Genomic DNA, 26,010 nt, shown 5'->3' on the forward strand with positions numbered 1-26,010 from the left:
CCCGCTGTTCGGCGGCGGCACCCTCCCAATCCAACTTCCCCGTTAGAGTTTCCCCGGCCAGAGTTTCCCCGGCCCGATTTCCAGGGGTTTGCCGCGATGCCCGAGCAGCGATCGATCACGATCAACGACACCACCCTGCGTGACGGCGAACAGACCGCCGGGGTCTCCTTCACCCTGGACGAGAAGATCGCGATCGCCCGCGCGCTGGACGCCGCTGGCGTGCCGGAGCTCGAGATCGGCATCCCGGCGATGGGCGAGGAGGAACGCGAAGGCATCCGCGCCGTAGCCGAGGCCGGGCTGAGCCACACCCGCCTGATGGTGTGGTGCAGGATGCGCGCCGACGACCTGTCGGACGCGGCGGCCTGCGGCGTGTCGTTCGTCAACATGTCGATGCCGGTGTCGGACATCCACATCCAGCGGAAGCTGGGCCGCGACCGCTCTTGGGTGCTGGGCCAGATCGACCGCCAGATCCGCACCGCCCGCGACCTGGGCCTGGATGTCGGGTTCGGTGGCGAGGACAGTTCGCGCGCGGATCCCGACTTCATGGCGAGGGTCGCCGAGACGGCGCAGCGCGCCGGAGCCCGCCGCTACCGCTTCGCCGACACGCTGGGCGTGCTCGACCCTTTCCAGACTTTCGCCTTGATCCAGGCGCTTCGCGCGCGGACCGACCTGGAGATCGAGATCCACGCCCACGACGACCTGGGGCTGGCGACCGCCAACTCCCTGGCCGCCGTCCGGGGTGGCGCCACCCATGTCAACACCACCGTCAATGGCCTGGGCGAGCGCGCCGGCAACGCGGCGCTGGAGGAGATCGTGATGGGTCTCCGCCACCTCTATGGTTGGGATACCGGCGTCGAGGCGACGCGGTTGCCGGCGATCTCCGACTTGGTGGCGCGGGCCTCGAACCGCCCGATTCCGATCAACAAGAGCATCGTCGGCGGTGCCGTCTTCACCCATGAGGCGGGCATCCATGTCGACGGGTTGCTGCGGGATCCGATGACCTATCAAGGGTTCGATCCGGCCGAGGTCGGCCGCCGCCACAGCATCGTGCTGGGCAAGCATTCCGGCTCCGCCGGTGTCAAGCTGGCGTTCGCCAGGATGGGCATCGAGCTGACCGACGGCGAGGCGCGCGCCATCCTGCCGCGGGTCCGCTCGGTCGCTGGGGCCTTCAAGCGATCCCCGACCAGCGACGAGCTTCTCCAGTTCCGCCGCGACGCCGCCAAAGCCGACATTTCCACGGTCATGGCATCCTGACCTGAAACCGGGAGACCCGGCATGTCCGGAATCGTTCACGCATCCCCTGACAAGCCCGCCACCGGAGACGTGTCGCCAAGCCGGGAGACGGGCCCCGCGCCCAAGCGCGACCGAAGCATCTGGACCTTGCTGTGCGAGGATGTCGAGTGTGTCGCCGACCGCGATCCAGCCGCGCGCAAGACCTTCGACGTGCTGACCTGTTATCCGGGCATCCACGCGATCATCGCCCATCGGATCGCCAACGCGATGTGGCGCCGGGGAGCCCGCTGGCTGGCGCGCTTCATCAGCTATCTGGCGCGGATGGTGACGAACATCGACATCCACCCCGGTGCGACCATCGGCCGCCGGTTCTTCATCGACCATGGTGCCGGGGTCGTGATCGGCGAAACCGCCGAGGTCGGTGACGACGTGACGCTCTATCACGGCGTCACCCTGGGCGGCACCAGCTGGAACAAGGGCAAGCGCCACCCGACGCTGGAGGACGGCGTGATGTGCGGGGCGGGGGCCAAGATCCTGGGGCCGATCACGGTCGGGCGCAACGGCAGGGTCGGTGCCAACTCCGTGGTGACCAAGGACGTGCCGCCGGAGATGACGGTCGTCGGCATTCCCGGCCGCATCGTCAAGCCGATCGAGCGTCGCATCGCCGACCATGGCATCGACCTGGATCACCACCTGATGCCCGATCCGGTCGGCCGCGCCCTGGCGTGCCTGATCGATCACATTAACAAGATAGAAAGCCGCCTGGACGAGCATACCGCCGCCGATGTGGTCGGCGGGTTGAGCGAGGCCATGGAAGGCATCGTTTGCGCGCGCTGCGGCAACAGCTGCGATCAGCCGGGTTGTGTGATTCCTGGCTGCGAGCATTGAGAATACTCCCACCGACCTCCCTCCCACCGATAGGACGTGTTCCATGAGCAGTTTCCAAGACGAGTTGGACGATCTGAACACCGCCGAGGACTTCCTGCGGTTCTTCGGGATCGCGTTCGACGAACGGGTGGTCCATGTCAACCGGCTGCACATCCTCCAGCGCTTCCACGACTATCTGGCCGAGGAACCCAACCTCGACAGGCTCGACGAGGATCTGCTGCGGGTCCGCCACAAGGTGCTGATCACCCAAGCCTACGAGGATTTCGTCAAGTCCGACGCCATCGCGGAGAAGGTGTTCAAGGTCCATAAGGACCAGGCCGAGCGGCACGACGCCAGCTTCGTTTCCCTGGAGAGCCTGACGCTCGCCGGCGTCCGGTGACAAAGCCGACAAGCGGCGGCTCCTGTCGGTTAACCGACAAGGGCCGCCAAGCGGCGAAGGTTACGGCACTCCTAAAATAAATTGCTTTAAAACAATGGGTTATCCGGCTCCTTCAGGTGTTTTTCGAACTGGCACGGACCCTGCATTAAGTGAATTGAGCAAGCCCCGCGGGGTTCCCAGTCGAGAGGATAACGGGATGCACATCGTCGTCTGTATCAAGCAGGTGCCCGACAGCGCCCAGATCCGGATCCATCCGGTGACCAACACCATCATGCGCCAGGGTGTGCCGGCGATCATCAACCCGTACGACCTGTTCTCGCTGGAGGAGGCGTTGCGGCTGAAGGATCGGTTCGGCGGGCGCGTCACCGTGCTGACGATGGGGCCGCCGATGGCCGAGGCCTCGCTCCGGAAGGCGATGTCCTTCGGGGCGACCGACGCGGTGCTGCTGACCGACCGCAAGTTCGCCGGATCCGACACGCTGGCCACGTCCTACGCGCTGACCTCCGCGATCCGCAAGCTGCACGAGGAGGAGCCGGTCGATCTGGTGTTCTGCGGCAAGCAGACGATCGACGGCGACACGGCCCAGGTCGGGCCAGGCATCGCCACCCGCATGAACATGCAGCAGCTGACCTACGTCGCCAAGATCGAGGACGTGAACCTGGATAGCCGGGAGATCACCGTCCAGCGCCGGTCCGAGGGCGGCGTGCAAGTGCTCAAGAGCCGGCTGCCGGCGATGATCACGATGCTGGAAGGCTCCAACTCCATGCGCTTCGGCACCATGGACGACATGTTCCGGGCGGCGCGCACGCCGCTGAAGCTGTGGAACAAGGACACTTGCGTCGACGACGAGGCCAAGGTCGGGCTGAAGGGCTCGCCGACCGTCGTGTCCAAGGTCTTCGTGCCGAAGCCGCGCGCCGAGAAGGCCAAGATGATCGAGGCCGAGGGCGGCGCCTCCGCGCAAGCCGCCGCCGCGATCGACATGCTGTTCACCACGTATCCGAAGCTGGCGAACGATCTGGTCCGCTGACGATCCCTTCGGGGAGTCCGGCGCCCGGACGAGGCCGCCAACTCCCTCCGATCGTCCGATGTCCCGTCCCCATCGCACCGCCCGCTGAACCCAATCCCGAGACTGTGAGGCCGACATGAGCCAAGCGCCTGCCAATCCACCCCCCGCCAAGAAGGCCGCCGGCGGCCGCAAGTTCGAACTGTCGGAAGAGTTGAAAGCCTACAAGGGCGTCTGGGTCATCGTCGAGCAGGAGCGTGGCAAGGTCCACACCGTCTCGTACGAATTGCTCGGCGAGGCCCGGAAGCTGGCCGACAAGCTGGGTGTCGAGGTCGGCGCGGTGATCCTGGGGGCTCCCGGCCCCTTCATCAACGAGATCTCGGGCGAGGCCATCGCCTATGGCGCCGACGTGGTCTACACCGTGCTGGACGCGGCGCTGGCCGAGTACAGGACGGAGCCCTATTCCAAGGTGATGACCGACGTGGTCAACACCTTCAAGCCGGAGATCGTGCTGCTGGGCGCCTCGACGCTGGGCCGCGACCTGGCGGGCGCCATCGCCACGACGCTGCTGACCGGCCTGACCGCCGACTGCACCGAACTGGACATCAGCCCCGAGAACCGCAGCCTGGCGGCCACCCGCCCGACCTTCGGCGGTACCCTGCTGTGCACCATCCAGACGCTGGCCTATCGGCCGCAGATGGCGACCATCCGGCCGCGCGTGATGCAGATGCCCGAGCGCGACGGCACCCGCACTGGCCGCGTCGTCGAGGTGACTCCCAATCTGGCCGAGGACATCTTCGTCACCAAGGTGCTGGACTTCATCCCGGACAGCGACCAGGAGGAGGCGCAGCTCGCCTTCGCCGACATCATCGTGTCGGGTGGCAAGGGGCTCCAGAAGGCCGAGAACTTCAAGCTGGTCTGGGATCTGGCGGAGGTGCTGGGGGCAGAGGTCGGCGCGTCGCGGCCCTGCACCCAGGCGGGCTGGGTCACCAGCGACCGTCAGGTCGGCCAGACCGGCAAGACGGTGCGCCCCAAGCTGTACATCGCCGCCGGTATCTCCGGCGCCATTCAGCATCGCGTCGGCTGCGAGAACTCCGACGTGATCCTGGCGATCAACTCCGATCCGAACGCGCCCATCTTCGACTTCGCCCATCACGGCATCGTCGGCGACGCGCTGCAAATTCTTCCGGCCCTGACGGAACAGTTCCGCCAGCGCCGGCTGGTCAACCGCAAGGCGAGCTGACCACCCGCCAGAGGAGTGCCTGACATGGTAGAAAAATTCGATGCCATCGTCGTCGGCGCCGGTCCTTCCGGCAACTCGGCGGCGTACACCCTGGCCAAGGGTGGTCTGAAGATCCTGCAGATCGAGCGTGGCGAATACTCCGGCTCCAAGAATGTCCAGGGCGCGATCATGTACGCCGACGCCTTGGAGAAGATCATCCCCGACTTCAGGGATGACGCGCCGCTGGAGCGCCACATCATCGAGCAGCGCATCTGGCTGCTGGGCGACGACAGCTATATCGGCACCAACTATCGGTCCGAGAGCTTCAACAGCGAGCGTCCGAACCGCTACACGATCATCCGCGCCCAGTTCGACAAGTGGTTCAACGAGAAGGTTCGGGAAGCCGGCGCCCTCGTGATCTGCGAGACGACCGTGACCGAGTTGCTGCGCGACGGCAGTGGCAAGGTCTATGGCGTGCGGACCGACCGCGAGAACGGCGAGGTCCACGCCGACGTCGTGATCATGGCCGATGGCGTCAACGCGTTGCTGGCCCGCCGCTCCGATCTCCAGAAGGAGCTGCAGCCGCAGAACGCCGCGCTGGCGGTCAAGGAGATCCACTTCATCGACCCGGCGCTGATCGAGCAGCGCTTCCAGGTCAAGGGTGACGAGGGTGTCGTCATCGAGATGATGGGCAAGGTCACCGGCGGCATGGTCGGCACCGCGTTCCTGTACACCAACAAGGAGTCGCTGACGATCGGCATCGGTTGCCTGATCTCCGACTTCAAGGCCAAGGGCATCTCCCCCTACAAGCTGCTTGAGGATCTGAAGAACCATCCCGTGATCAAGCCCCTGATCCAGGGCGGCGAGGTCAAGGAATACGCGGGTCACCTGATCCCGGAAGGCGGCTACAAGGCCGTTCCGCAGGTCTGTGGCGATGGTTGGATGGTGGTCGGCGACGCCGCCCACCTGAACAACGCGGCGCATCGCGAGGGGTCCAACCTCGCGATGACCAGCGGCCGGTTCGCCGCCGAGACGCTGATCGAGCTGAAGCGCCAGGGCAAGGCCCCAGTCGCGGCCAATCTCGCGCTCTACAAGAAGAAGCTCGACGACAGCTTCGTCATGAAGGACTTGAAGAAGTACAAGAACCTGCCGGAGATCATGCATATGTCTCCCCAGTTCTTCAACGCCTATCCGGACCTTCTCAATGGTGCCGCCCACAACCTCTTCACCGTGGATGGCGTCGACAAGAAATCCAAGGAGAACCAGATCTTCAAGTCCTTCGCCAAGCGGCGTTCGGTCCTTGGGCTGGTCGGTGACGCATTCAAGCTGGCGAGGGCTTTCCGATGAGCGTGATCAAGGTTGAAGAGAAGCTGTACCAGAACCGGTACATCGTCGACGAGAACCGTCCCCACATCCAGATCAAGAACCCCGAACTCTGCGCCACCGAGTGCGGCGATCAGGCCTGCACCTTCTGCTGCCCGGCCAATTGCTACAACAAGGAAGAGGGCGGCGGGGTCAGCCTGGTGACGGACGGTTGCCTCGAATGCGGCACCTGCCGGGTGATCTGCCAAGACCAGGACAACGTCTCGTGGAACTATCCGCGTGGTGGCTACGGCATCAGCTACAAGTTCGGCTGACGCGATTCTGGTGGGGACAAGGAGAAAGGGCTCCGGGAGGTTCGCTCCCGGAGCCCTTTCTCGTGACCACTGGCTTGATGGATGCCGACTTGATGGATACCGGCCGGCTTGGAAGGATCGCCGAGTCGCCATCCCTCGGTTGACAACCACTCAGTTGACGACCGTGACACCGCGGCGGTTCTGGGCCCAGGCCTGATCACCGGACGCGCCGATCGCGGGGCGCTCCTTGCCATAGCTCAACGTCGCGATTCGGTTGGGCGCCACGCCCTGCGTCACCAGGTAGTTCTTGACGGAGTTGGCGCGGCGGTCACCCAGGGCGAGGTTGTATTCCCGGGTACCCCGCTCGTCGGAATGGCCCTCGACCGTCACCGTGACGTTGCCGAATTGCTTGAGCCAAGCCGCCTGCCGCTCCAGCGTCGTTCGAGCCTCGGTGCTGAGATCAGTCTGATCGTAGCCGAAGAACACCCGGTCGCCGACATTGTTGGCGAGATCCTGCTGCGAGCCGGGGATGACGCCGCCAGCGCCGTTGCGGGAACCCGACAGGCCCGCCGCCCCACCGGAGCCCACGCCACCAGCGCCTCCGACACCGACTCCCCCGGGACCGCCGGCGCCGTAGCCATTGCCAACGCCGCCCCTCGCCGCACCCATGCCGCTATTGCTGGAGGCATCCATCGGCGCCGTCTCGCAGGCCGTCAAGACGAGCAGCGCGCCCACGATTCCGATTAGCTTCAACCGCATTGCATACCCTTTATGACGACTGGCCTAGACTCATACGCACACACATAGGTCAACATGGCTACCAAATAGTTAAGGAAATCGTCCCGAGACGGACGTCCCGTACCCAACACCATGCGACATCGTGCCCAAGTGATAGCTGTCACATACCCATCTGCGCAAACTCGATTAGAGTGTCTTTAGGTATTGTGACGGCAAAATGGGATTTGGCTAAGTAGCCGACACATCACCCTATCCTGAGTAGCTCCCCGCTCAACCACTCACCCCCAGAAAACGGCCATGTCGATCCTTACCACCGGCTCAACGGCGGTGGACAAACGCAGTCCGCCCCGGCGGACGATCCTTTCCCTGACCCTCATGTTGGCTGTCGTCGCCGGCACGGCGATGACTCACCTCGGCATTTGGCGCGATAAGACCGCGCCGGTCGATGTGGCGGCGTCGCCGAGTCGCCTTCAATCGGTGTCGTACAGCCCGTCGGGCCGCGACTTCAGCCCCGAGGACGACCACCACGTGTCGGTGGCCGATATCCGCAGGGACATGGCCGCGATCAACGGCGTGGCCGACGGCATCCGGACCTATACGGTTTCGGATGGGCAGGACCGCGCGCCCGGCATAGCCGCGCGCATGGGACTGAAGGTGAGCCTAGGCATCTGGCTGAACGCCGACCCGGAGCACAACCGCCAGGAAATCGATCAGGCGGTCTCGATCGCGCGGGCGACGCCCAACGTCGTGCGCGTCGTGGTCGGCAACGAGTCGCTGCTGCGCGCCGATCAGACCGACGAGAGCTTGGCCGCCTACATCGCCGAGGTGCGGTCCCGGGTGCCCCGGCGTATCCCGGTGGGAACGTCGGATACCTGGTCCGAGCTGCTGACCGCGCCGAAGACAGTGGCCGTGTCGGATTTCGTCGGCATCCACACACTGCCGTACTGGGAGAAGCTCGACAGTTCCGGCGCGCTGCCCTACGCGATGGACAAGATCAAGCGGATCCGGCAGGCCTATCCGGGTAAGCCGATCTGGATCGGTGAAATCGGCTGGCCGTCGGACGGCGACAATTTCGGCGACGCCCACGCGTCGCGCCCCGAGCAGGCCCGCATCATCCGTGAATTCGCCCAGGACGCCAAGCGGATGGGTGTCGAATACAACGTGATCGAGGCGTTCGACCAGCCGTGGAAGACCGCGATCGAGGGCAGCCCCGGTCCGTTCTGGGGCGTTCTCGACGCCGATCGCCAGCCCAAGTGGCAGCTCCACGGCGCGGTCGATCCCAAGCCGGAGGCCTATGTCGTCGGTGTCGTGTCGGTGCTGGCGGGCTTGCTGCTGTCGCTGCCGGCCCTGTTCCGCCGCCGCGCGACCGTGCTCCAGACGCTGCTGTGGTCGATCGCCGCGCATGGTTCGGCCGGCATGACCGCTTGGGCGGTGCTCGCCGCCATCGGCGTCTATCCGACGCCCGGGACGGTGATCATGTGGTGCAGCGGCTTGGCGTTGGGCGGCATCCTGCTGGTCCTGGCGCTCGCCGATCTGGACGAGATGACCCGCACCCTGCTGGGCCGCCGCCCGACCCGGCTGTTGCCGGCGGAAGGTGCCGCGTCCCTGCTGCGGAGTGCCGGCATCGCCGTGCGCGAGCCGATGGTGTCGGTCCACATCGCCGCCCGGAACGAGGATCCGGCGATGCTGAACGCGACGCTCGACAGCCTCGCCGCCCAGGAGTACCGCGCGTTCGAGGTCGTGGTCGCGATCAACAACACCGACGATGTCAGCCTGATCACGCCGGTCGAGGAGTATTGCCGCACCCTGAACGAGCGGCTCGGCCGAACGGTCTTCAAGTTCGCCAACTTCAACCCGATCACGGGCTTCAAGGCGGGCGCCCTCAATCGGGCCCTCGCGATCACCGCCGACGAGGCGGAGATCATCGCCGTGCTCGACGCCGACTACGCGGTGTCGCCGCTCTGGCTGAGCCGTCTGGCCCCGGCCTTCTCGGACCCGGCGGTCGGCCTGGTCCAGGCTCCGCAGGAGCACCGCGACGGCGACCAGTCGTTGCTGAAGCGGATGATGGCGGCGGAGTACCGCGCGTTCTTCGACAGCGGCATGGTCGAGCGCAACGAGGATAACGCCCTGATCGCCCACGGCACCATGATCATGGTGCGCCGGTCGGCGCTGGAAGGCGTCGGCGGCTGGTCGGAATGGTGCATCGTCGAGGACACCGAGCTGGGTCTGACGCTGCTGGAGCAGGGCTGGAAGCAGCACTACACGACGGAGCGCCTGGGCGCCGGCATCACGCCGGACAGCTTCAAGGATTTCCGCCAGCAGCGGCATCGCTGGGCCTACGGCTCGGTGCAGATCATGAAGGCCCACATCAAGACGTTGCTGCCGGGCGCCAAAGGCCTGAACGCTTCGCAGAAGCTGCATTTCTGGTCGGGCTGGGCGCGCTGGTGGTCGGACGCGCTGGGCTTGGTCGCGGCGGCCGGCGCCATCTCCTGGACCTTCCTGGCGACCGTCCTGCCGCTCCACCTGCCGCCACCGGAGGTGACGGCCATCGCGATCGCGGCGCTGATGCTGCGGGCCCTGGCCAGCATGGCGCTGACCAAGTTCGCCTCGCGTCATGGCTGGGGCGAGACGCTTGGCACCTCGCTGCTGGGCATGAGCCTGAATTATACCGTCGGCGCCGCCGTGCTGAAGGGCCTTTTCACCAAGCATGAGCCCTTCAAAGTGACCTCGAAGGGCAAGCGCAAGAAGGCCACGAAGTACCCGGCGATGCCGGAGGCGATCCTGAGCGGGTTGCTGGTGGTCGCTTGCGTGATCGCGGTCGTGCTGAACCATGCGGGAACGGTCTCGCTGACCCTGTGGACGATCCTGCTGGCGGTGATGGCGGTGCCGAACATGGTGGCGGCCTTGCTGGCCGCGAGCGACCTGATGCCCATCCGCGAGAAGGTGGCGGAGATCGTCGCGGCGGTGCCGGAGCCGGTCACCGTGCCCCTGACGGTGCCGCAGCCGACCGGTACGCTGGCGGCGGATGCCGCTGGCGGTTGATCGCGCCGCTCAGGACGTTCCAAGTCCTGTGAATGCCAGCGTCCCGCCGGAGATCAGACGATCTCCGGCGGGACATCGGCGTCTTCATCCATCAGCGACGCGATCCTCTCCAACGCGGGCGCCAGATGATCGATGTCGCGCGCCGCTCCCAGCGAAAGCCTGACCGCCGGGTTCGGCGCGGTCGCGGGGGCCACGGCGAAGGCGCTGTCCGGCACCAGCGCCAGACCGAATCGGCGAGCCTGTGTCGCGAACGCTGTGGCACTCCAGCCCTGTGGCAAGGATAGCCACAGGTGATGCCCCTGTGGGTGGGCGGCGAAGGTTCCGGCCGGCAGCACGGCGGCGGCCAGGCTTTGGCGTGCCGCCGCCTCCCGCCTGATCTCGTCCAGGATGCGGTGCGCCGTGCCGTCACGGATCCAGCGGGCGACCACGGCGGCCGAGAGCGGCGGCGCCATCTGGCTGACCGCCCGTAGCGCCGCCCGCATCCGGGTGGCGCGCCGTTCGTCGGGAGCCACCAGATACGCGACGCGGAGCGCCGGCAGCAGCGATTTGGACACGGTCCCGATATACCAGGTGAGTTCCGGGATCAGCGTGGCGATGGGCGGCGGCGGAACGGTCGGAGACATGCCATATGCGTCGTCCTCGATCACCGTCAGCCCATGGCGGCGCGCCACCGTGGCGACCGCATCGCGGCGTTCCGGTGACATGGTCGCGGTGGTCGGGTTCTGGATCGTCGGGATCGTGTAGAGGGCGGTCGGGCTGAAGCGGGCGCAGGCGGCGTCGAGCGCTTCGGGGATCAGGCCCTGGCCATCGAGGGGCAGGCCCTCCAGCGTCAGGCCCAGTTGCGCCGCCACGGCGCGCAGTCCGGGATAGGTGAAGGCCTCGGTCAGGATGACGCTCCCAGCGGGCGCCAGCGTCGTCAGCAGGGCCGTCAGGATCGCCTGTCCGCCCGCGGCGACCAGCGCGCGGGACGGCGGCAGGTCGCCCAGCAGCGGGGTCAGCCATTGGACGGCCGCCGCCCTGTCGTCGGCTCCACCGCCACTCGGATGGTAGTTGAGCATCTGGGCGGCATCGCCCCTTCGTAGAACGGTCGCCAGGGTTCGGGACAGCAGTGTCGGGATATCCGATGCCGCCGGTAGGGGCGGGAGGTTCATCGACAGATCGACCTCGACGGGTGCCACCTCGGCATCGCGCCGTCCGCGGCCGACATCCCGCACGAAGGTGCCGCGTCCGACCGCGGCGTCGATCAGTCCCCGGCGCCTCGCCTCCCCATAGGCGCGCGTCACCGTCGTCAGGTCCAGGCCCAGGGTGGCGGCCAGCGCCCGGTGGGTGGGTAGGCGATCACCCGGGTTCAAAGCGCCGATCTGTATGTCCGACTGGATCGCGGCGGCGAGGGCGAGATAGATCGGACCTGAGGAGCCGGAGAGATCGGGCGTCCAGGAGATGGCGGCGGGCTCTTCCCTCAAGCGGCACTCCTCACCCCGGAATTGGCCGTGGCGTCGTGTGATCTCGGATTGTAGGGAGTGTAGGGTTCTTTGTGCCGGGCGGCAAGCCGATCCTCGGATTTTACCGATCGCCTCCGCCGTCGTCCTCCGGATCGATGCCCCGATGGCTGGAGAGGCGCGCCTCGCTGGCCTTGTTGATATACTGCGAGCAGACCAGCCAGCCCTTCAAGGGTCGGAGCAGCGCCATGCACGATATCACCAGCAGTGGCAGCGTGGTGATCAGGTGAACCCAAATCGGCGCTTGGAACGCCAATTCCAGCCAAGCCGCGAATCCGACCAGGGGAAAGCTGACGATCGACATCGCGAAGAAGGCTGGTCCATCGGCGGGATCGGCGAAGGAATAATCCAGGCCGCAAACCTCGCATCGGCGCGCCAGCGTCAGGAAGCCGTCGAAGATATGGCCTTTGCCACACCGGGGGCACAGGCCGCGCGCACCCAGCTCGAACGACGTCTTGCCGAGGTTTTCGTATCGGGGGTCCATCTTTGGTCCATCAAGTGTAGGGATCCTTACGACACAATGTAGGCAAAACAATAATCCATACAATGTTCTTATCGCCACGCAGCCTTGTCCTATCGCGATGGCTGAAATGACACAGGGGTCTTGTCCACCAAAAGCCAGATGTCGACGACCCGGAACAACACGAACCGATGAGTGTTCAAGATTTCTCGCAATCCAGTCGGAAGATTTGGCAAGATTTGAGCACCAGGGGGTTTGGTCAGAGTGGCGCATGTGCTTTTAGCCGAAGATGAGGCTTTGATCGCGCTGATGTTTCAAGACGCGTTGGAAGTTGAAGGACATAGGGTGACGGTCGCACGCGACGGTATCGAGGCACTGGAGGCCGATGCCCGAGATCCCGCGGAAGCCTTGGTAACCGATCTGACGATGCCTCGCATGGGGGGCCGGGAGCTCCTGGAGAAGCTTCGTGAGCGCCGCCCCGACCTGCCGGCCGTCGTCGTGACCGGATACGCCGGTCAGGTTCATCTAGGAACGGTCTCCACGGTGCTACTCTCCAAACCGGTCAGCCCGCGCATCCTGTTGGCCCGCCTCGGTGAACTCCTGGAGGATCAGCGCCCAACACGGCGGGCCTGACCGGACGGGGGAGACGGGCATCGAAGATGGATAGGGTCCCGAGGTGATGCGCGAATTTGGAAACGCAGATCCGCGGACCGACGATTTGTATTGAAACGTAATCGGTTAAGCGTCATTTTCGCAGTGCAGCAGAGATGCTGTGACGCCTTTCTTGGGCGTTTCCTCCCTAGACTCCAGGCCGCCTTCGGGCGGCCTTTCTTTTTTGCGGATCCGGTGCTGGTGGCAGCCCTCGGGGCGGCCCTCTGGAGCGGATAGCCGGGCGCTTGTCGATCGCCCCTCCGGGTACTAGGTTGCGGTCCAAGTCTCAACCGGACTGTTCGACAGACATCCCGGTTGTAAATCCAATCCAACGCTTCATTTGAAAGCGCGTCCAAGAAATCCGCGAGGGGGAGGGACCGAGATGTCCGAAGGTCAAAACACACGCGTGCTGCTCGCGGAGCGGCCCGTCAACCGGGCTCCCGTGGCGAGCGACTTCAAGATCGAGCGGGTGCCGGTCGCCGAGCCCGCGGAAGGCGAAGTCCTGATCCGGAACCACTTCCTATCGCTCGACCCCTACATGCGGGGCCGGATGAGCGCCATGAAATCCTACGCCGAGCCGGTGCGGATCGGTGGTGTCATGCCCGGTGAGACGGTCGGGCGGGTCGTGGCGTCGCGCCATGCCGGCTGGCGTACCGGCGACACGGTGATGGCGCATACAGGCTGGCAGGAATATGGGCTGGTCCCCGGCGAAAGGATCACCCGCATCGACACCAATCTGGCACCGGCCTCGCATTACCTGGGAGTTCTCGGGATGCCGGGGATGACGGCCTACTGCGCCCTACTTTATCTGGGGGAACCGCAGCCAGGCCAGACCGTCCTGGTGTCGGCGGCGTCCGGAGCCGTGGGGCAGGTGGTCGGGCAGATCGCGAAGATTCGCGGCTGCAGGGTCGTGGGCATCGCCGGTTCGGACGATAAGATCGCCTATGTCCGGGACGAGCTCGGCTTCGACGCCGTCCTCAACTATAGGAACTCCGATGGGGTCGCCAAGGATTTCGACACGTTGTCGCGCGAGGTCGCGGGGCTTTGCCCAGACGGGATCAACGTGTTCTTCGACAATGTCGGCGGGGTCGTGCACGACGCCGCCTTGAGCAACATCGCCCAGCACGGCCGCGTGATCATCTGTGGGACGATCTCCGTCTACAACGAATTGGAGAAGCCCGATATCGGCTTGCGCTGGATGCGCCAGCTTCTGGTCAAGCGGGCTCGGATGGAGGGATTCCTGGTCTACGACCACGCCCACCGCACCGAGGAATTCCGCCAGACCATGGCCGGTTGGCTGCGCGAAAAACGCGTCATCTTCAAGGAGGATGTCGCGAAAGGCATCGAGTCGGCACCCGACGCCTTCATCGGCATGCTGGCCGGAGCCAATCGCGGAAAGCAATTGGTCCGGTTCAGCCAGGATTGATCCCACCCCTGTGCCACATATGGTGTGACCGCTGAAGCCTACCCTCAGCCCGCCTTGCTGGCGGGTTGGGACGGCTCGTTGGCGAAACCATTATTGAGCGCCCAAATCGCGGCCTGGGTACGATTGGTCGCGTTGATCTTGCGCAGCAAGCTCTTCAGGTGAACCTTCACGGTCGCTTCCGTGATGTTCAGGTGGTTGGCGACGACTTTGTTGCTATCGCCGTTCAACAGGCAGCGGACGATCTGAACCTCACGCTGGGACAGGCCCTTGCGGGCACTGGGCATGTCCAACGCGCTGGTGTTGATCCGGCCACTGATCAGCAAGGCGGCCAAGTGGGTCGGGAACACCTTCTCGCCCATCATGACCAGCCGGAGCGACTGGATCAGCGCGTCGGCCGAAAGGTCCTTCATCAGGCAGCCATCGGCGCCGGCCGCCAGCGCCGCGATCAACCGCTGCGGATCCATGTCGGCCGCCAGCAGCACGATCCGCCCATCGGGCATCATATCGCGCAGCGTGCGCAGGGTCTCGGTTTCGGTGTCGCTGTTCCAGGTCATGTCAAGCAGGACGAGCTGGACCTTCAATCCGGCCTGGACCAGCGTCACGCCTTCCGCGACGGTCTGCGCCTCGCCGGTGATGTCGAATTCGTCACCGCTCAGAAGGAGCTTCAGTCCTTCACGAAACAGTTTGTTGTGGTCGATCAAAAGGACCTGCACAGGGGGCATTGGGTTCCTCAGAGGTATACATGGGACCATCCCAACTTACCTCAAGACGCCAGGATGAAAGTGGAAAAATTAGGCCTTTTCGCCGCCTATTTAGGGTTACTGTCATTATGAGTTAACTCAAAAGTACATGCATAAGTTAAAGTTGTTGAAGAATATCTTTTGGTGAGGAATAGACAGAAGAACTTGCCGTTATTTTGCGCGGATGGTGCCCGGAGGAATCCCCTTCGGCTCGCGCTTATGGCGAAATCGCGTCTTGCTTATGGTGTGTTCCCGTCCCACATTAGAGGTGTCGATGCTGTTCTGGTCTTCCACGTCTACCGTCCTCCGTGCCGGTGCGGGTCTACCCTCAGTCACCTCGATGCCCCTTCGCGATATTGCGCGGGGCAACGCCAGCTTGGGAGAGACATATGTCCACTGGCACCGTGAAATGGTTCAATAGCACCAAGGGTTTTGGTTTCATTCAGCCTGACGATGGCACCCAGGACGTTTTCGTCCACATTTCGGCCGTCGAGCGCGCCGGTCTCAGCGGCCTCCAGGAAGGCCAGAAGCTTTCCTACGAGATCGTTCGCGACCCGCGTCGTGGCAAGAGTTCGGCGGAAAGTCTCCGCGCTCTCTAAGGCGGGATGGGCGGCTTCGGCCGCCCATTTTGTTTTGGATGATCATTCCGCGTCAGGCGCCGGCCATTCGGGTCGGATCCCGCTGGGTCACACTCGGCTCGCCTGACGCCAGTCGGTAAATCAAGGGAGCTTTCCACCATGGATCTCACCACGAAGCTTCCCGGTATGACGGACAGCGCCCTCGACACGTTGAATGGCAATGCCTCCCGCCTGCTGCAGGTCGGCACGACGGCGCAAAAGAAGGCCGCCACCGCGTTGATGCCGGCGCTCGAACAGGAACTCGCCAACCGCCGCGAAGCCAAGGTGGCCGCGAAGAAAGCCTCCGACGCCGCCAAGCCGACTCCAGTTCGCAAGCGCGCCGTCAAGAAGGTCGCCTCCTGAGACTCGACACCACCTGAATCCTGAACTGGCGGGGGTGCCGTCCCGCTGAAAGTCCGCGACTGAACGATCCGGGGGCTGGTATCGGCCACCCCGGTCCGCATGCGTTTTCGCCTTCAGCGTGATCCGGAACAGCCCACGTGCCAATTCCCGTGTGAAGGAAAAGACACATGACGGATCGTCCGTTCAACCGCGTTCTATTGACCAATGATGACGGAATCGGCGAACCGGGGCTGAACATCCTGGAGGAGGTCGCGGCGACCTTGGCGCGCGAGGTCTGGGTCGTGGCGCCCGAGCACGACCAGAGCGGCACCGCCAATTCGATCAGCCTGCACCAGCCGATCCGCGTCCGCGAACGCGGTCCTCTCCGCTACAGTGTCAACGGCACCCCGGCCGATTGCATCCTGATGGGTGTCCAGCATCTGATGGCGGACCAAAAGCCGGACCTCGTGCTGTCCGGGATCAACGCGGGCGCCAATCTGGGCGACGACGTGGCCTACTCCGGCACGGTGGCGGGGGCCATGACCGCGTTGTTCCTGGGGATTCCCGGTATCGCGCTGAGCCAGTCCTATCGGGAGCGGAAGAACGTGCCGTGGGCGACGGCGACCCACTGGGCGCCGACCGTGATCCGAAGCCTGACGGCGGGTGGCTGGCCGGGCGATCTCTGCTACAACGTCAATTTTCCGGATGTCGAGCCGGACCGGGTCAGCGGCATGGAGGCGGCGCGCCAGGGCGAGGGCGGGATCCTGCGCATCGGGATCGAGCAGCGCGAGGACACGCGCGAGAAGTCTTACTACTGGCTCCGCTTCATGCGGGAACGCCGCGCATTGGCGCCGGACACCGACGTTGCGGCGCTCAAGCGCGGCGCCGTCGCCGTGACGCCGCTCAAGTTCGACCGGACCGACATGGACGCCATGACGTCGCTGCGGCAGACCCTAGCCTGAGACCGCCTCCAGCACCTCCAGGGCTGCGCCGCCCTGGACCGGCTGGCCGAAACCAGCCACCGCGAAGTCGATCATCCGCTCGATCAGTGCGTCGGTGTCGTCCAAGTCGCACAGACCGCCGGAGATCGCCTCGAGTCGCCCCAAATCGGTTATGGTGTAATGCATCAGCGCCAGGGTGAAGTGCAGCCTCCAGTAGATCTCGTCCTTGGGCAGGTGGGGCAGGGTGCGGAACGTGGGCACCACGAAGCGGTGTATGTGGCCGACATCCTTGTCCATCAGCTTCCGCATCTCCGGCGTGCCATCCGTCCGCACCCGCGCCATGAACTGGATGAACACGGACAGGCCGCTGGTCCTTTGCCGGGTCCAGCGGATCGGCGGCGACAGCAAGGCGGCGAGGATCTCGCGCAGTGGAACAGGATGGTCGCCAGCGCGGGCCTCTGCCTCCTTCAGCAGGGTGATCCGCTCGCGGTTCAGATCGGTCGCCCGGCGCCTGAACACGGCGAGCAGCAGGGCGTCCTTGGATCCGAAGTGATAGTTGACGGCGGCCAGGTTGACGCCGGCTGCGGCCGTGATCTCCCGCAGGGACACGCTGGCGAAGCTGCGTTCGGCGAACAACCGCTCCGCCGTGTCCAGGATGATCTCCTTGGTTTCAGCCCCGCTCATGATCCAGTCCCTGTTTCAAACGCTGTTCCAATATAATGCATACGCTCGCTTCAATCAATGTTCGACCCTTGAAGCCATCTTGGGCGGCGCGAACGCTTGGCGGCGGTAATCCCGATGCGCGGGCTAGAAAGGGACTTCCCGGCCTGGGTCGCGTGGAGTTAAAACCCTGTGCGAGATGTTGACGGTATCGCCGCCCGCCAAGAGGGGCGCGAACCGTTCGGGAGGATTGGCTTCTGCACATGAATTGGCGATGGCTCAAGGTGGCGGCGCTCGGCGCCGCGCTGGTCCTGGCCGGCGCCCCGACACTGGAGCGCTGGCCCGCTGGCGGCCCGCTGGAAATCAGGATCGGCGCCGACCACGCGGAGGCCCGCTCCCGGTCGGGGCGGTCTTCCGGTGGTTATTCCCGTCCCAGCTCCGGCGGCTATTCCCGCACGCCGTCCTTCGGGTCGGGTGGCGTCACCCGCACGCCGTCGACCAACCGGGGCTCCAGCGGCGGCTATGGCCGCCCCTCCACCTCGGGCGGCGGAAGCTCCTATGCGCCGGCGGCGCCGTCGGCGGGCGACAGGGCGATGTCGCGGCAGTCCAGCGGCGACGCGCTTGGCCGGTACCGGCAGCAGCAGCAACCACCGGCGGCGGCCCCCTCGGCACCAAGTTATGGCACCCCTGGTCGTGACCAAGGCGGTTACGACTATGGCAGCCAGCGCCGCGGCACGGGTGGCTGGGGTTCGGGTGGCTGGGGTTCCAGCGGCGGAAGCTATGGAAACCGCGGCTATGGCGGCGGCGGGTTCGGAAGCTGGACCGGAGCGCGCGGCTGGTCGGCGCCACCCTACGCCTATCGCTCCGCACCGCGATTTGGGATCTGGGATGGGCTGTTCCTGTGGTTCATGCTCGATAACCTCACCCGGCCAGGCTACACGGACTTCTTCCACAATCAGCAGAACGATCCCGGCTACCAGCAATGGCGCGCCGAGGCCGACCGGCTCGCCGCCGACAACGCCGATCTGCGATCCAAGCTGAACACCCTCGACCAGTCGCTGTCGACGCAGGCGGACAAGCCGCGCGACCCCAATTACCTGCCGCCCGACACGCCGCGCGACGTGGCGCTGGCCGATGCTGCCAACACCACCGATTCGTCGACCGGGACGGGGGATGTCTCCGGCGGTTTCGGTGTCGTCGCGATCATCCTGGTGGTCGGTGGCGTGGTTTTCCTGGTCTGGCTGTGGCGCAAGCAACAGGGCGCCCGGCCCGCCCGATCCGGAGGGAGTGGCTCCATGAGCAATCTGAGGACAGCGGGCAACATCCTGCGACAGAAACTGTCCGGCGAAACCTACACGCCGTCCCTGTTCCGGGTCGGCATGACGCTGACGCTGGACCCGACGCCGTTCATCCTGGCGTCCGGGGCGACCAAGGTCGCGGCACCGGCCGAGGTGTCGGGCGACAACATGCTGACGAGCGTCGCCACGGTCTCGACCGTCAGCGACGGCGCCGCGACCCTGCATCGTCTCTACCTGCCCGAGGAGAAGGGCTTCTTCCAGATCCATCTGAACACCGCCGGCCAACCCGACGAGTGCCGGTTCTTCTCGCTGCTGGACGAGATCCATCCCGGTAGCGAGGACGAGTGGAGCTTCTGGCTCGACCCGGCGGAGGGAATGATCGGCTGGCCGGAGTTCCAGACCAAGGACGGCAAGGTGTATCCCCGCGCCTGGACGCCCGGAGCGTCGCGCGTCAAGCCGCACACCCTGTACGAGAACGGCACCGACGTGAAGGGTGTGACCGTCAGGACGCTCAACACGATGCTCTACGCCGCCCCCACCGGGGCCGCCGATCCGGCGCCGCCGACCGAGTACATCATGGTCTCGGCGGTGGAGCAGGGGGGGCAGGCCTGGGTGGAGATCCACGCCGGCATCGACGTCAATCCCGCCACGCTGTCACTCGCCTGATCCAGCTCCAGTTCCACCAAGCCCGCCACCAAAGAAGCACGGACACTCCATGGAAACCGAATTCGGCAACGTCCTCAGCAGCCTTGGCCAGGGTCTGCCCATCCTGCTGCTGCACTTCGTGGTGACCCTGCTGCTGCTGGCCCTGGGCGTCACCTGCTACACCGCCATCACACCGTTCAACGAGCGGAACCTCGTGCGGGGCGGCAACATCGCCGCCGGCATCGTCTATGGCGGCACCATCATAGCCTTCGCCATCCCGCTGGGCGCCACGCTGGTGACGAGCTTCGTGCTGCTAGATATCGTGATCTGGGGCTTGATCGCCCTGGTGCTGCAACTGGCCGCCTTCGGCATCGCGACGCTGATGTTCCGCGACATGCGGCCGATGATCGAGGGTGGCAACGTCGCCGCCGCCCTGACATTGGCTGGAATTCAAATCGGAATTGGCATCCTGAACGCTGGCGCGATGGCGGGATGATGCCTAAATCCGCACTGACCTACTTGGCAAGGAGCCGAAGATGATCTCGTTCATTCGCAACCTCGTTGGTGTAAAGACCGACCGCGCCGTACAGGCCAGTGTCGAGGCTCTGGTTCGCTGGGATCCGCAGGCCGCCACGGAGGCCGAACTGCGCACTATGGAACAGCATCTGGACGATCTGGGCCTCCAGGTCGCCCATGCCCGCGCCACCTATGAGCGGGAGAAGAAGGAGGCCGACGCGATCAACTCCCTGTCGCGCCAGCGCCTCGCCGCCGCCGAGCAGATCGAGAGGCAGGCCGCCGCCGAGACCGATCCCGGCCGCAAGGCGGCCCTCGAGAAGAGCTTGGCCACCTTGGTCAACATGCTGGAGGAGATGGCGCCCGAGATCGAGCGCGAGGAATCCGAGGCGACCGACGCCAAGGACTTCGTCCAGATGCTGGAGCAGACCTACGCCGACGCAGGCGCCAAGCTGAAGCGCGCCCGCGGCGATCTGGAGCGCGCCCAGCGGGACATGTCGCGTGCCCAGCAGCAGCGCGACGCCGCCGAGCGCCGGGCCGAGGCCGCCCGTCAGGCGGCGGGCTTGGCGAGCGCCACCAGCGGCCTCAGCGTCGCGCTGAAGTCTATGCAGGACTCGGCGGCGCGCGATCTGGCTTCGGCGGATGCCGCATCCGCCAAGGCGAAGCTGCTGAAGCCTACCAAGCCGGAGGAGGACGACCCGAACATCGCCGAGGCCCTGCGTCTCGCGTCCGGGCAGTCGCCGGCTCCGGTCGCCCTGTCGGACCGGTTGGCCGCCATCCGCGCCCGGAAATAGGCTCCCGTCATCGGTGGGGTGGTTTTGAAAAGCGCGGCGATGGGAGCGAACCCATCGCCGCGCTTTTTCGTTTCGGCGTCACCAAGGCGTTTCCAAGCACCGCCATTCCGGATACCCAGTGGGGGAAGCCCGCTGCTGGTGATTGACTCATACGTTTGTTTGAATGTAAGATCTTTCCAAGCTCGGTTACCAGAGCATCAAGGAAGAATGGCAGCCTCTGGGGAGGTCACGCAGATGACGCCGGTTTCCGGCCTCTCCGTAGCCATCGGCTTGGCCCCATCCGCGCATGGGACCGGGCCGATGGTCGCGTACCCGCGAAATATCTCCTAGCAATCACATCGCCTTGGGCGCGGAGCCCCTGCCGTTGAGGCTGACGCTGCGCATGGACTGCTCGGCCGTCGCCAAATGGGCCTCGCAATTCGGCGCCTCCCCCGTGAACACGATGAAGTGCGCGGTGGTCGCGTCGCTCGCCATGAAGACCGCCACGACGCGTTCGTCGGCACCGGAATCGACCACGGCCGTGGCGATGCGGCCGACCGACCCGTCGCCCGTGCGCAACTGTGCCGGGGGCTGTTCCTTGAGTATCCGCAACGGACCCTTCACCGAACTCCAGGTCTGCTGAAAGAACGGCACGGGCCGTTCGTCGCCCAAGGCTCTCGGCGCCAGCACCGACAGGCTGCACGCGTCCTTGCGGTAGACGACGTTTTGGCCCTCCTGCGACCGCGACCAGCCGGTGGGCGGATCGAGCGTGACGCCGTTGGCCCGCTCGGACGCCTGGGTGGTGGCGGGTGCCGTGAGGAGGCACAGCGCCAGCGCGCCGGTGGCGAGCCAGAAGGATCTCGGTTTCGTCCAGGCTTGTTCGGATGTCATGGCAGTCGCTCCCTCGCCGTCCGTCACGTCATCATCGTCTTCGTACGATCATACACGGTTTGCGCTTGGAGAAGGGGCCCGCGCGACGGTCCGGCCTCCGCGCTGTTGTCTGTCCAGGATCACAACGATCAAGGACTAGGACATGAACGACCGTGAAGCCCGCGAACAGCGTGACAAGCCGGTGGGCGAGCGTCCCCAGGACATCCGCAGCCGGACCGACGTGATCATGGAGCGTGACGCCAACCATCTGGCCGATGAAAAAGGCGAGTCCGCTTCCGTGGGCGAACTCAACGCCGAACCGGACGAGGCGATGAGGACCGGCAAGGAGCGGCGGATGGCGGAGGGCGCCTCACCGACCCTTGACGCCAACGGCAAGCCCTATGGTGACGACGAGGACCCGGATTCGACCGGCACCAAGGCCGGCACGCTGGGCGGCATCGGCGGCTTGCCCTGAACTCGGCCTTGGACGCCGAGGATATCCGAAGGAACCGCGAGGGGAGAAAGAACCATGGATCGATCGATGACGCCGCCAGATCATTGGGGCCGTTACGCCTTGCTCGCCGGTGGCGGGCTACTGGCGTTGCAGGGTTTCCGGCGCGGCGGCTGGGCGGGAGCCGCCTTGACGGCGGCCGGCGCCGGACTGCTCGCCAGTGGGGTCGCCAATGAAGCCGTCCGGGAGAAGCTTCATCTGCCGGACCTGCGCGAACTGCCGCGAGCCGTTTCCAAACCGGTCACGATCCACCACACGGTCACGATCAACAAGCCGCGCGAGGAGCTTTACAAGTTCTGGCGCGACTTCGGCAACTTGTCGCGGATCATGCCGGAAATCGACCGCATCGACACGCGCGACCAGCGCCATTCCCATTGGGTCGTCACCGGTCCTGGCGGCGCCAAGGTGCGCTTCGACGCGGAGGTCACCGACGAGAGCGAGAACCAGCGCATCGCTTGGCGGAGCGTCGGCGACGCCGACGTCAAGAATTCCGGCAAGGTCACGTTCAACGACGCGCCAGGTGATCGGGGTACCGAAGTGCGCCTTGAGCTGACCTATGACGCGCCGTTCGGCAAGCTGGGACAAGGCGTCGCCATGCTCACCGGGCAGGAGCCGCAATTGCAAGCCCACCGCGCGCTGCGTCGGCTGAAGCAGTTGATGGAAGCCGGCGAGATCACGACCAACCGCATGCGGTCACCGGCAGCCTGACTGACGGGCGATGATGGTGGGGAGGCGCCACGGGTGCCTCCCTCCTCATGCGGTGCCGGTCAGATGTCGGGACCGATGAAGCCGGGTGGCCGAGGCTCCTGGACCACTCCATGGGCAAGCCACGCCAAGCAGGCGTCGATGGTGGCCAGCAGGGTTCGTTCCGTGAAGGGCTTCCGGACCAGGCCGATCACGCCCGCGTCCCGGGCTATCTCCATTGTGACGTGACCGGTCACCAGCAGTGTCGGAACCTGCCAGCGGTCCATGATCAGACGTGCGGCCTCCAAGCCATCGGTGCCGCCCAGTTCGACATCCAGAAGCGCCAGATCGGGACGGTATTCGGCCACCAAGGTCAAAGCCTCGTCGGCGTTCGACGCGATGCCGCAGACTTCGTGACCGGCACCCGTCACGATCGTTTCCATATCGAGTGCCACCAACAACTGATCCTCGGCGATGATCAGACGGACTCCGCGCACGTAAATCCCCTTTCGCCAAATAGGCCATCCGATATTCTCGTTCCCATGGAAATCTCAACACGGGCCGTTGCGGATCAGCCCCCATTACTCCGGAAGATTTGCAATTCCTTGATGTGGGAGGCGGTTCCACTCAGGGAAGTTTCCAGTCCATCGGCGCCAATCAAGCTCTCGGCGTCATGCGGGGGTGAGGTGCCCTCGCCACTCCAAAGCCCCACGATGATGGGCGTCGAAGCGCCTAGCCGCGTCCGCAGCCGTCGCACCACGCGGCGCGCGTGCTGGACCGACCCAGGATTGAGGTAGGACAGGCAAATCAGGCGAACATCCGCCACGTCCAGCCGCGGCAGGTTGCGGAGCGCCACCGACTCGCAGGGCAGTGACTCCGCCTTGAAGCCATCGCGTTCGAGCAGATGGGCCAGCAGGGTGGATGCCGCGCGATCAAGCTCATTCCGTCCGGCGATGCAGAGGATACGGGCCGGAACAGTGGGTGCCGCGGCTTCCGAGGCGGGGCTGGCGGATGTGACCTCGTTGTCTCCTGGCTTGGCGTTCCCGGCTTCCACCGCTTTGGCTTCCGCTTGTTTGCCGTCGGTCGCCTTCTCCGGCTTCTGCTCGTAATCGTCCAGCGTCTCCACCACCGTCTCGATGCCTTCGGCGACCGCCGCCTGGGTCGTGTTGTCGATCGCGCCACGCTGGCGGTCAGCCTCGGCGAGGTGAAGGGCGGGAAGCACCATTTCGTCGTACAGGACGCCCAGCGGGCGGTTCTCGGCGGCTTCCTCGACAAGTTCGGCCGCCTCGGCGGGATCGCGCGCCAGCAGTCGCTGATAGAACCTCGCCTCGACCGGCAGCACGGGATCATTGCCGAACATCACATGCAGGAATTGCAGTTGTGGCACGTGCCTTCCGATCACCACGAGACACACGGTCAAGGGTGTTGCCAGCAGCACGCCGATCGGTCCCCACAGCGTGATCCAGACGACAGCCGCCGCGATGATGGCGACCGGCGACAAGCCGGTGCTGCTGCCATAGAGCCACGGCTCCAGCACATTGTTGCTCAGCAATTCCAGACCGAGGAACAGTCCGATGGTCAGTAGCGGATCGGTCCAGCCGGGCGACACCGCGAAGGACAGCACGATCGGGAAGAACGCCGAAACCACGGGACCGACATAGGGAATGAACCGCAGCACCGTCGCCAGCACGCCCCACAGGATCGGATTTGGCACGCCGATGAAGTACAGACCGAGGGCGACCGGAATGCCATAGGCCACGTTGATGACCAGTTGCATCAGCAGATAGCGGCTGACCCGGGCGCCGGCCTCGTCCATCGCCTCCGTCGTTCGATGAAGGTCGTCGGCGCCAACCAATCGGATCAGCCTATCCCTCAGATCCTCGCGCTGGAGCAGCATGAAGATGACGAACACCAGCACCATGCCCGCCGTGCCGATCGGCGCCACCAGGGGTCCCAGGAAGGTCTGGATCTCCGTCCACGGCGAGGGGCGCGGCTCGTGGACCTCGACCGGGATCGGACGCAGGACGTCGACCTTGCCGTCGGATGATCCCTGTTGGACCGCCCCCGCGGCGGCCGGGCCGGCGGCCCGCTCCAACTCCTTGCTGAGATCGCGCAGCATCTGTGACGCCTGGTCGATCACGCCACCGCCACCACCCTCGGTGGCGCCCCGAACGCTTTGGATCTTGGCGCGGATATTCTGCTGGTAGTTGGGGAGGTTCTGCGCCAGATCGACGATCTGGCTGGCGACCAACGTGCCGAAGCCAACGATCGCCATGAACATCAGCAGGACGACGATGATGACCGACGGCACGCGTCCCAAGCCCCAGCGGCGCAGCCTGACGACGATCGGCGCCAGCGCGAAGCTGAGCAGGATCGCCAAGGCGACCGGCATCAGGATGTCGCGGCCGAAATAGAGGGCCGCGACGACGGTCACGATGATGCCGAGCGTCGTGCCGGGCGAAACCGGGGACTTGGCTGGCTGCACGCTGATGGGCTTGGCGGATGCGTGATGCGACCGTGCCGTGAAGGCCGGCATGGATGCTGGCTTGTTACTGGCAGGGGAACCGGACGTCGTGACGGACATGGTGGGCTACGGCTACCAGTGGGGAAAGGGTTCCCAGTGAACATCCGCCCCGACGACTTGTTGCGCCCGCCTTCCCGAAGGGACGAAAACACGCCTTTGGCTGTTTACTGTGGATGCAAGGGGCGAACACGCCAACCACGGCCACTGATTCGCCAAGGAGGTTAGCATGCGTGGATTGGGAATTGTTTTGATGGCGACGGTCCTCCTGACGGGAGCCGCCGCGTCCGCTCGAGCGCAACAGGATTGTCTCACGGAAGTCGACCGGATGGCTGGATCGCTCGGACTGTCGGGAGGGGCGCCGCAAGCCGGAAGCGCCGGAACGGAAAGTCTCGCCCAATCCGGTGGCGTGATCCAGCCGCCCGATGTCGGCGCGGCCCGGGTGGTCCAGCCGCCGAACCCCACGGCGGACGGAATGAACACGGCTCCCGCGATGCCCCGGCAGGACGGCGCTCCCGAAGGCGCCGTTCCGGACGCGTCGCCGGGTCAGTCCTCAGGGCAGCCCAGGGTCGGCGCCGCCGAGCGGGCGAAGCTGGAGACGCTGTTGCTGGGCGCCCGCAACGCTGGGCGGCAAGGTGACACGGCCCAGTGCGAGGAGCGCCTGGAGGAGGCCCGTGATCTCGCCAAGGAAAGTGGTAACGGCTCGCCCATGTGACGGGCAATGTGACAGCCTGACGA

At 65.4% G+C, this 26,010-nt stretch carries 27 protein-coding genes; 19 read left to right on the forward strand and 8 right to left on the reverse strand.

What is annotated here, in order from left to right; translation table 11 throughout:
• The first annotated feature begins 96 nt into the window (after positions 1-96).
• The 7 genes from nifV (at position 97) to N825_RS16380 (ending at position 6,362) form a co-directional block, all read left to right on the forward strand.
• Positions 97-1,254, forward strand: coding sequence for a homocitrate synthase (nifV, locus tag N825_RS16350; RefSeq protein ID WP_037453969.1), 1,158 nt, complete (start codon positions 97-99; stop codon positions 1,252-1,254).
• Between the two features lie 21 nt (positions 1,255-1,275).
• A complete protein-coding gene (gene cysE / locus N825_RS16355) occupies positions 1,276-2,121 on the forward strand; it encodes a serine O-acetyltransferase (RefSeq protein WP_084164790.1) in 846 nt (281 codons plus the stop codon).
• A gap of 43 nt (positions 2,122-2,164) precedes the next feature.
• A complete protein-coding gene (nifW, locus tag N825_RS16360) occupies positions 2,165-2,500 on the forward strand; it encodes a nitrogenase-stabilizing/protective protein NifW (RefSeq protein ID WP_037453973.1) in 336 nt (111 codons plus the stop codon).
• Positions 2,501-2,696: 196 nt separating this feature from the next.
• Positions 2,697-3,527 (forward strand): electron transfer flavoprotein subunit beta/FixA family protein, encoded by an 831-nt coding sequence (locus N825_RS16365; protein ID WP_037453976.1) that lies wholly within the window; start codon positions 2,697-2,699, stop codon positions 3,525-3,527.
• A 115-nt stretch (positions 3,528-3,642) separates the two neighbouring features.
• The gene (locus tag N825_RS16370; protein ID WP_037453978.1) at positions 3,643-4,746 is read left to right on the forward strand and encodes an electron transfer flavoprotein subunit alpha/FixB family protein; all 1,104 of its coding nucleotides are present in this window, start codon (positions 3,643-3,645) and stop codon (positions 4,744-4,746) included.
• A 24-nt stretch (positions 4,747-4,770) separates the two neighbouring features.
• Positions 4,771-6,072, forward strand: a complete 1,302-nt coding sequence (locus tag N825_RS16375) for an FAD-dependent monooxygenase (protein WP_037453981.1) — start codon at positions 4,771-4,773, stop codon at positions 6,070-6,072.
• Positions 6,069-6,362, forward strand: coding sequence for a ferredoxin family protein (locus tag N825_RS16380; RefSeq protein ID WP_084164791.1), 294 nt, complete (start codon positions 6,069-6,071; stop codon positions 6,360-6,362). Before N825_RS16375 ends, N825_RS16380 begins: the two co-directional genes overlap by 4 nt.
• 150 nt (positions 6,363-6,512) lie before the next feature.
• Here the strand turns inward: N825_RS16380 and pal are convergent, their stop codons facing one another.
• Entirely contained in the window at positions 6,513-7,100 is a 588-nt protein-coding gene (pal, locus tag N825_RS16385) for a peptidoglycan-associated lipoprotein Pal (protein WP_037453984.1), read from the reverse strand.
• 276 nt (positions 7,101-7,376) lie between these two features.
• Here pal and N825_RS16390 point away from each other — a divergent pair, with 276 nt between their 5' ends.
• On the forward strand, positions 7,377-10,121 hold the full coding sequence (locus N825_RS16390) for a glycosyltransferase (protein WP_051512458.1): 2,745 nt from the start codon (positions 7,377-7,379) through the stop codon (positions 10,119-10,121).
• Between the two features lie 53 nt (positions 10,122-10,174).
• Here the strand turns inward: N825_RS16390 and N825_RS16395 are convergent, their stop codons facing one another.
• Both N825_RS16395 and N825_RS16400 read right to left on the reverse strand, forming a co-directional pair.
• On the reverse strand, positions 10,175-11,584 hold the full coding sequence (locus N825_RS16395) for an aminotransferase-like domain-containing protein (RefSeq protein ID WP_037453986.1): 1,410 nt from the start codon (positions 11,582-11,584) through the stop codon (positions 10,175-10,177).
• A 100-nt stretch (positions 11,585-11,684) separates the two neighbouring features.
• Positions 11,685-12,104, reverse strand: coding sequence for a DUF983 domain-containing protein (locus tag N825_RS16400; RefSeq protein WP_037453989.1), 420 nt, complete (start codon positions 12,102-12,104; stop codon positions 11,685-11,687).
• 240 nt (positions 12,105-12,344) lie between these two features.
• Here N825_RS16400 and N825_RS37920 point away from each other — a divergent pair, with 240 nt between their 5' ends.
• Together N825_RS37920 and N825_RS16410 are read left to right on the forward strand one after the other, a co-directional pair.
• Positions 12,345-12,713: a response regulator gene (locus N825_RS37920; protein ID WP_245613140.1), complete on the forward strand. Its 369-nt coding sequence runs from the start codon at positions 12,345-12,347 to the stop codon at positions 12,711-12,713.
• Positions 12,714-13,113: 400 nt separating this feature from the next.
• On the forward strand, positions 13,114-14,157 hold the full coding sequence (locus tag N825_RS16410; protein ID WP_037453996.1) for an NADP-dependent oxidoreductase: 1,044 nt from the start codon (positions 13,114-13,116) through the stop codon (positions 14,155-14,157).
• A gap of 44 nt (positions 14,158-14,201) precedes the next feature.
• Here the strand turns inward: N825_RS16410 and N825_RS16415 are convergent, their stop codons facing one another.
• Positions 14,202-14,879 (reverse strand): LuxR C-terminal-related transcriptional regulator, encoded by a 678-nt coding sequence (locus N825_RS16415; RefSeq protein WP_037453998.1) that lies wholly within the window; start codon positions 14,877-14,879, stop codon positions 14,202-14,204.
• A 407-nt stretch (positions 14,880-15,286) separates the two neighbouring features.
• Between N825_RS16415 and N825_RS16420 the strand changes: the two genes are divergently transcribed.
• From N825_RS16420 to surE, 3 genes are all read left to right on the forward strand, one after another.
• Positions 15,287-15,496: a cold-shock protein gene (locus N825_RS16420; RefSeq protein ID WP_037454001.1), complete on the forward strand. Its 210-nt coding sequence runs from the start codon at positions 15,287-15,289 to the stop codon at positions 15,494-15,496.
• A 138-nt stretch (positions 15,497-15,634) separates the two neighbouring features.
• Positions 15,635-15,877, forward strand: a complete 243-nt coding sequence (locus N825_RS16425) for a hypothetical protein (protein WP_037454004.1) — start codon at positions 15,635-15,637, stop codon at positions 15,875-15,877.
• A 167-nt stretch (positions 15,878-16,044) separates the two neighbouring features.
• Positions 16,045-16,818: a 5'/3'-nucleotidase SurE gene (gene surE / locus N825_RS16430; RefSeq protein ID WP_037454007.1), complete on the forward strand. Its 774-nt coding sequence runs from the start codon at positions 16,045-16,047 to the stop codon at positions 16,816-16,818.
• Here the strand turns inward: surE and N825_RS16435 are convergent.
• A complete protein-coding gene (locus tag N825_RS16435; protein WP_051512459.1) occupies positions 16,810-17,481 on the reverse strand; it encodes a TetR/AcrR family transcriptional regulator in 672 nt (223 codons plus the stop codon). The two genes, surE and N825_RS16435, sit on opposite strands and share 9 nt — an antisense overlap.
• A 239-nt stretch (positions 17,482-17,720) precedes the next feature.
• Here N825_RS16435 and N825_RS16440 point away from each other — a divergent pair, with 239 nt between their 5' ends.
• Genes N825_RS16440 through N825_RS16450 form a run of 3 tightly spaced genes read left to right on the forward strand, consistent with a single transcriptional unit; the run spans position 17,721 to position 20,707 of the window.
• Positions 17,721-19,421 carry a DUF2491 family protein gene (locus N825_RS16440; protein WP_051512460.1) on the forward strand — a complete coding sequence of 567 codons (1,701 nt, stop codon included), beginning with the start codon at positions 17,721-17,723 and terminating at the stop codon, positions 19,419-19,421.
• Between the two features lie 49 nt (positions 19,422-19,470).
• Positions 19,471-19,896, forward strand: a complete 426-nt coding sequence (locus N825_RS16445; RefSeq protein WP_037454010.1) for a DUF350 domain-containing protein — start codon at positions 19,471-19,473, stop codon at positions 19,894-19,896.
• 40 nt (positions 19,897-19,936) lie between these two features.
• Positions 19,937-20,707, forward strand: coding sequence for a hypothetical protein (locus N825_RS16450; RefSeq protein ID WP_037454013.1), 771 nt, complete (start codon positions 19,937-19,939; stop codon positions 20,705-20,707).
• Between the two features lie 333 nt (positions 20,708-21,040).
• Here the strand turns inward: N825_RS16450 and N825_RS16455 are convergent, their stop codons facing one another.
• A complete protein-coding gene (locus N825_RS16455; RefSeq protein ID WP_037454016.1) occupies positions 21,041-21,577 on the reverse strand; it encodes a hypothetical protein in 537 nt (178 codons plus the stop codon).
• Positions 21,578-21,719: 142 nt separating this feature from the next.
• Here N825_RS16455 and N825_RS36590 point away from each other — a divergent pair, with 142 nt between their 5' ends.
• Both N825_RS36590 and N825_RS16465 read left to right on the forward strand, forming a co-directional pair.
• Complete coding sequence (locus N825_RS36590; protein WP_051512461.1) at positions 21,720-22,031, forward strand: hypothetical protein; 312 nt, start codon at positions 21,720-21,722, stop codon at positions 22,029-22,031.
• Positions 22,032-22,097: 66 nt separating this feature from the next.
• On the forward strand, positions 22,098-22,775 hold the full coding sequence (locus tag N825_RS16465; protein WP_037454019.1) for an SRPBCC family protein: 678 nt from the start codon (positions 22,098-22,100) through the stop codon (positions 22,773-22,775).
• Between the two features lie 59 nt (positions 22,776-22,834).
• Here the strand turns inward: N825_RS16465 and N825_RS16470 are convergent, their stop codons facing one another.
• Together N825_RS16470 and N825_RS16475 are read right to left on the reverse strand one after the other, a co-directional pair.
• Positions 22,835-23,248 (reverse strand): response regulator, encoded by a 414-nt coding sequence (locus N825_RS16470; RefSeq protein WP_051512463.1) that lies wholly within the window; start codon positions 23,246-23,248, stop codon positions 22,835-22,837.
• A 74-nt stretch (positions 23,249-23,322) separates the two neighbouring features.
• Entirely contained in the window at positions 23,323-25,287 is a 1,965-nt protein-coding gene (locus N825_RS16475; protein ID WP_037454021.1) for an AI-2E family transporter, read from the reverse strand.
• A 313-nt stretch (positions 25,288-25,600) separates the two neighbouring features.
• Here N825_RS16475 and N825_RS16480 point away from each other — a divergent pair, with 313 nt between their 5' ends.
• Positions 25,601-25,987 (forward strand): hypothetical protein, encoded by a 387-nt coding sequence (locus tag N825_RS16480; RefSeq protein ID WP_211098396.1) that lies wholly within the window; start codon positions 25,601-25,603, stop codon positions 25,985-25,987.
• Positions 25,988-26,010: the final 23 nt, after the last annotated feature.

It is taken from the genome of Skermanella stibiiresistens SB22, from assembly GCF_000576635.1.
Lineage (GTDB): Bacteria > Pseudomonadota > Alphaproteobacteria > Azospirillales > Azospirillaceae > Skermanella > Skermanella stibiiresistens.

Coding starts and splice junctions, on each gene's coding strand:
- N825_RS16480 (WP_211098396.1), top strand. CDS start 25,601: ATGGCTGGATCGCTCGGACTGTCGGGAGGGGCGCCGCAAGCCGGAAGC.
- N825_RS16370 (WP_037453978.1), top strand. CDS start 3,643: ATGAGCCAAGCGCCTGCCAATCCACCCCCCGCCAAGAAGGCCGCCGGC.
- N825_RS16465 (WP_037454019.1), top strand. CDS start 22,098: ATGACGCCGCCAGATCATTGGGGCCGTTACGCCTTGCTCGCCGGTGGC.
- N825_RS16455 (WP_037454016.1), bottom strand. CDS start 21,577: ATGACATCCGAACAAGCCTGGACGAAACCGAGATCCTTCTGGCTCGCC.
- N825_RS16440 (WP_051512460.1), top strand. CDS start 17,721: ATGAATTGGCGATGGCTCAAGGTGGCGGCGCTCGGCGCCGCGCTGGTC.
- N825_RS16365 (WP_037453976.1), top strand. CDS start 2,697: ATGCACATCGTCGTCTGTATCAAGCAGGTGCCCGACAGCGCCCAGATC.
- N825_RS16475 (WP_037454021.1), bottom strand. CDS start 25,287: ATGCCGGCCTTCACGGCACGGTCGCATCACGCATCCGCCAAGCCCATC.
- N825_RS16415 (WP_037453998.1), bottom strand. CDS start 14,879: ATGCCCCCTGTGCAGGTCCTTTTGATCGACCACAACAAACTGTTTCGT.
- N825_RS16380 (WP_084164791.1), top strand. CDS start 6,069: ATGAGCGTGATCAAGGTTGAAGAGAAGCTGTACCAGAACCGGTACATC.
- N825_RS16400 (WP_037453989.1), bottom strand. CDS start 12,104: ATGGACCCCCGATACGAAAACCTCGGCAAGACGTCGTTCGAGCTGGGT.
- cysE (WP_084164790.1), top strand. CDS start 1,276: ATGTCCGGAATCGTTCACGCATCCCCTGACAAGCCCGCCACCGGAGAC.
- nifV (WP_037453969.1), top strand. CDS start 97: ATGCCCGAGCAGCGATCGATCACGATCAACGACACCACCCTGCGTGAC.
- N825_RS16435 (WP_051512459.1), bottom strand. CDS start 17,481: ATGAGCGGGGCTGAAACCAAGGAGATCATCCTGGACACGGCGGAGCGG.
- nifW (WP_037453973.1), top strand. CDS start 2,165: ATGAGCAGTTTCCAAGACGAGTTGGACGATCTGAACACCGCCGAGGAC.
- pal (WP_037453984.1), bottom strand. CDS start 7,100: ATGCGGTTGAAGCTAATCGGAATCGTGGGCGCGCTGCTCGTCTTGACG.
- N825_RS16410 (WP_037453996.1), top strand. CDS start 13,114: ATGTCCGAAGGTCAAAACACACGCGTGCTGCTCGCGGAGCGGCCCGTC.
- surE (WP_037454007.1), top strand. CDS start 16,045: ATGACGGATCGTCCGTTCAACCGCGTTCTATTGACCAATGATGACGGA.
- N825_RS16425 (WP_037454004.1), top strand. CDS start 15,635: ATGGATCTCACCACGAAGCTTCCCGGTATGACGGACAGCGCCCTCGAC.
- N825_RS16420 (WP_037454001.1), top strand. CDS start 15,287: ATGTCCACTGGCACCGTGAAATGGTTCAATAGCACCAAGGGTTTTGGT.
- N825_RS16445 (WP_037454010.1), top strand. CDS start 19,471: ATGGAAACCGAATTCGGCAACGTCCTCAGCAGCCTTGGCCAGGGTCTG.
- N825_RS16375 (WP_037453981.1), top strand. CDS start 4,771: ATGGTAGAAAAATTCGATGCCATCGTCGTCGGCGCCGGTCCTTCCGGC.
- N825_RS36590 (WP_051512461.1), top strand. CDS start 21,720: ATGAACGACCGTGAAGCCCGCGAACAGCGTGACAAGCCGGTGGGCGAG.
- N825_RS16450 (WP_037454013.1), top strand. CDS start 19,937: ATGATCTCGTTCATTCGCAACCTCGTTGGTGTAAAGACCGACCGCGCC.
- N825_RS16390 (WP_051512458.1), top strand. CDS start 7,377: ATGTCGATCCTTACCACCGGCTCAACGGCGGTGGACAAACGCAGTCCG.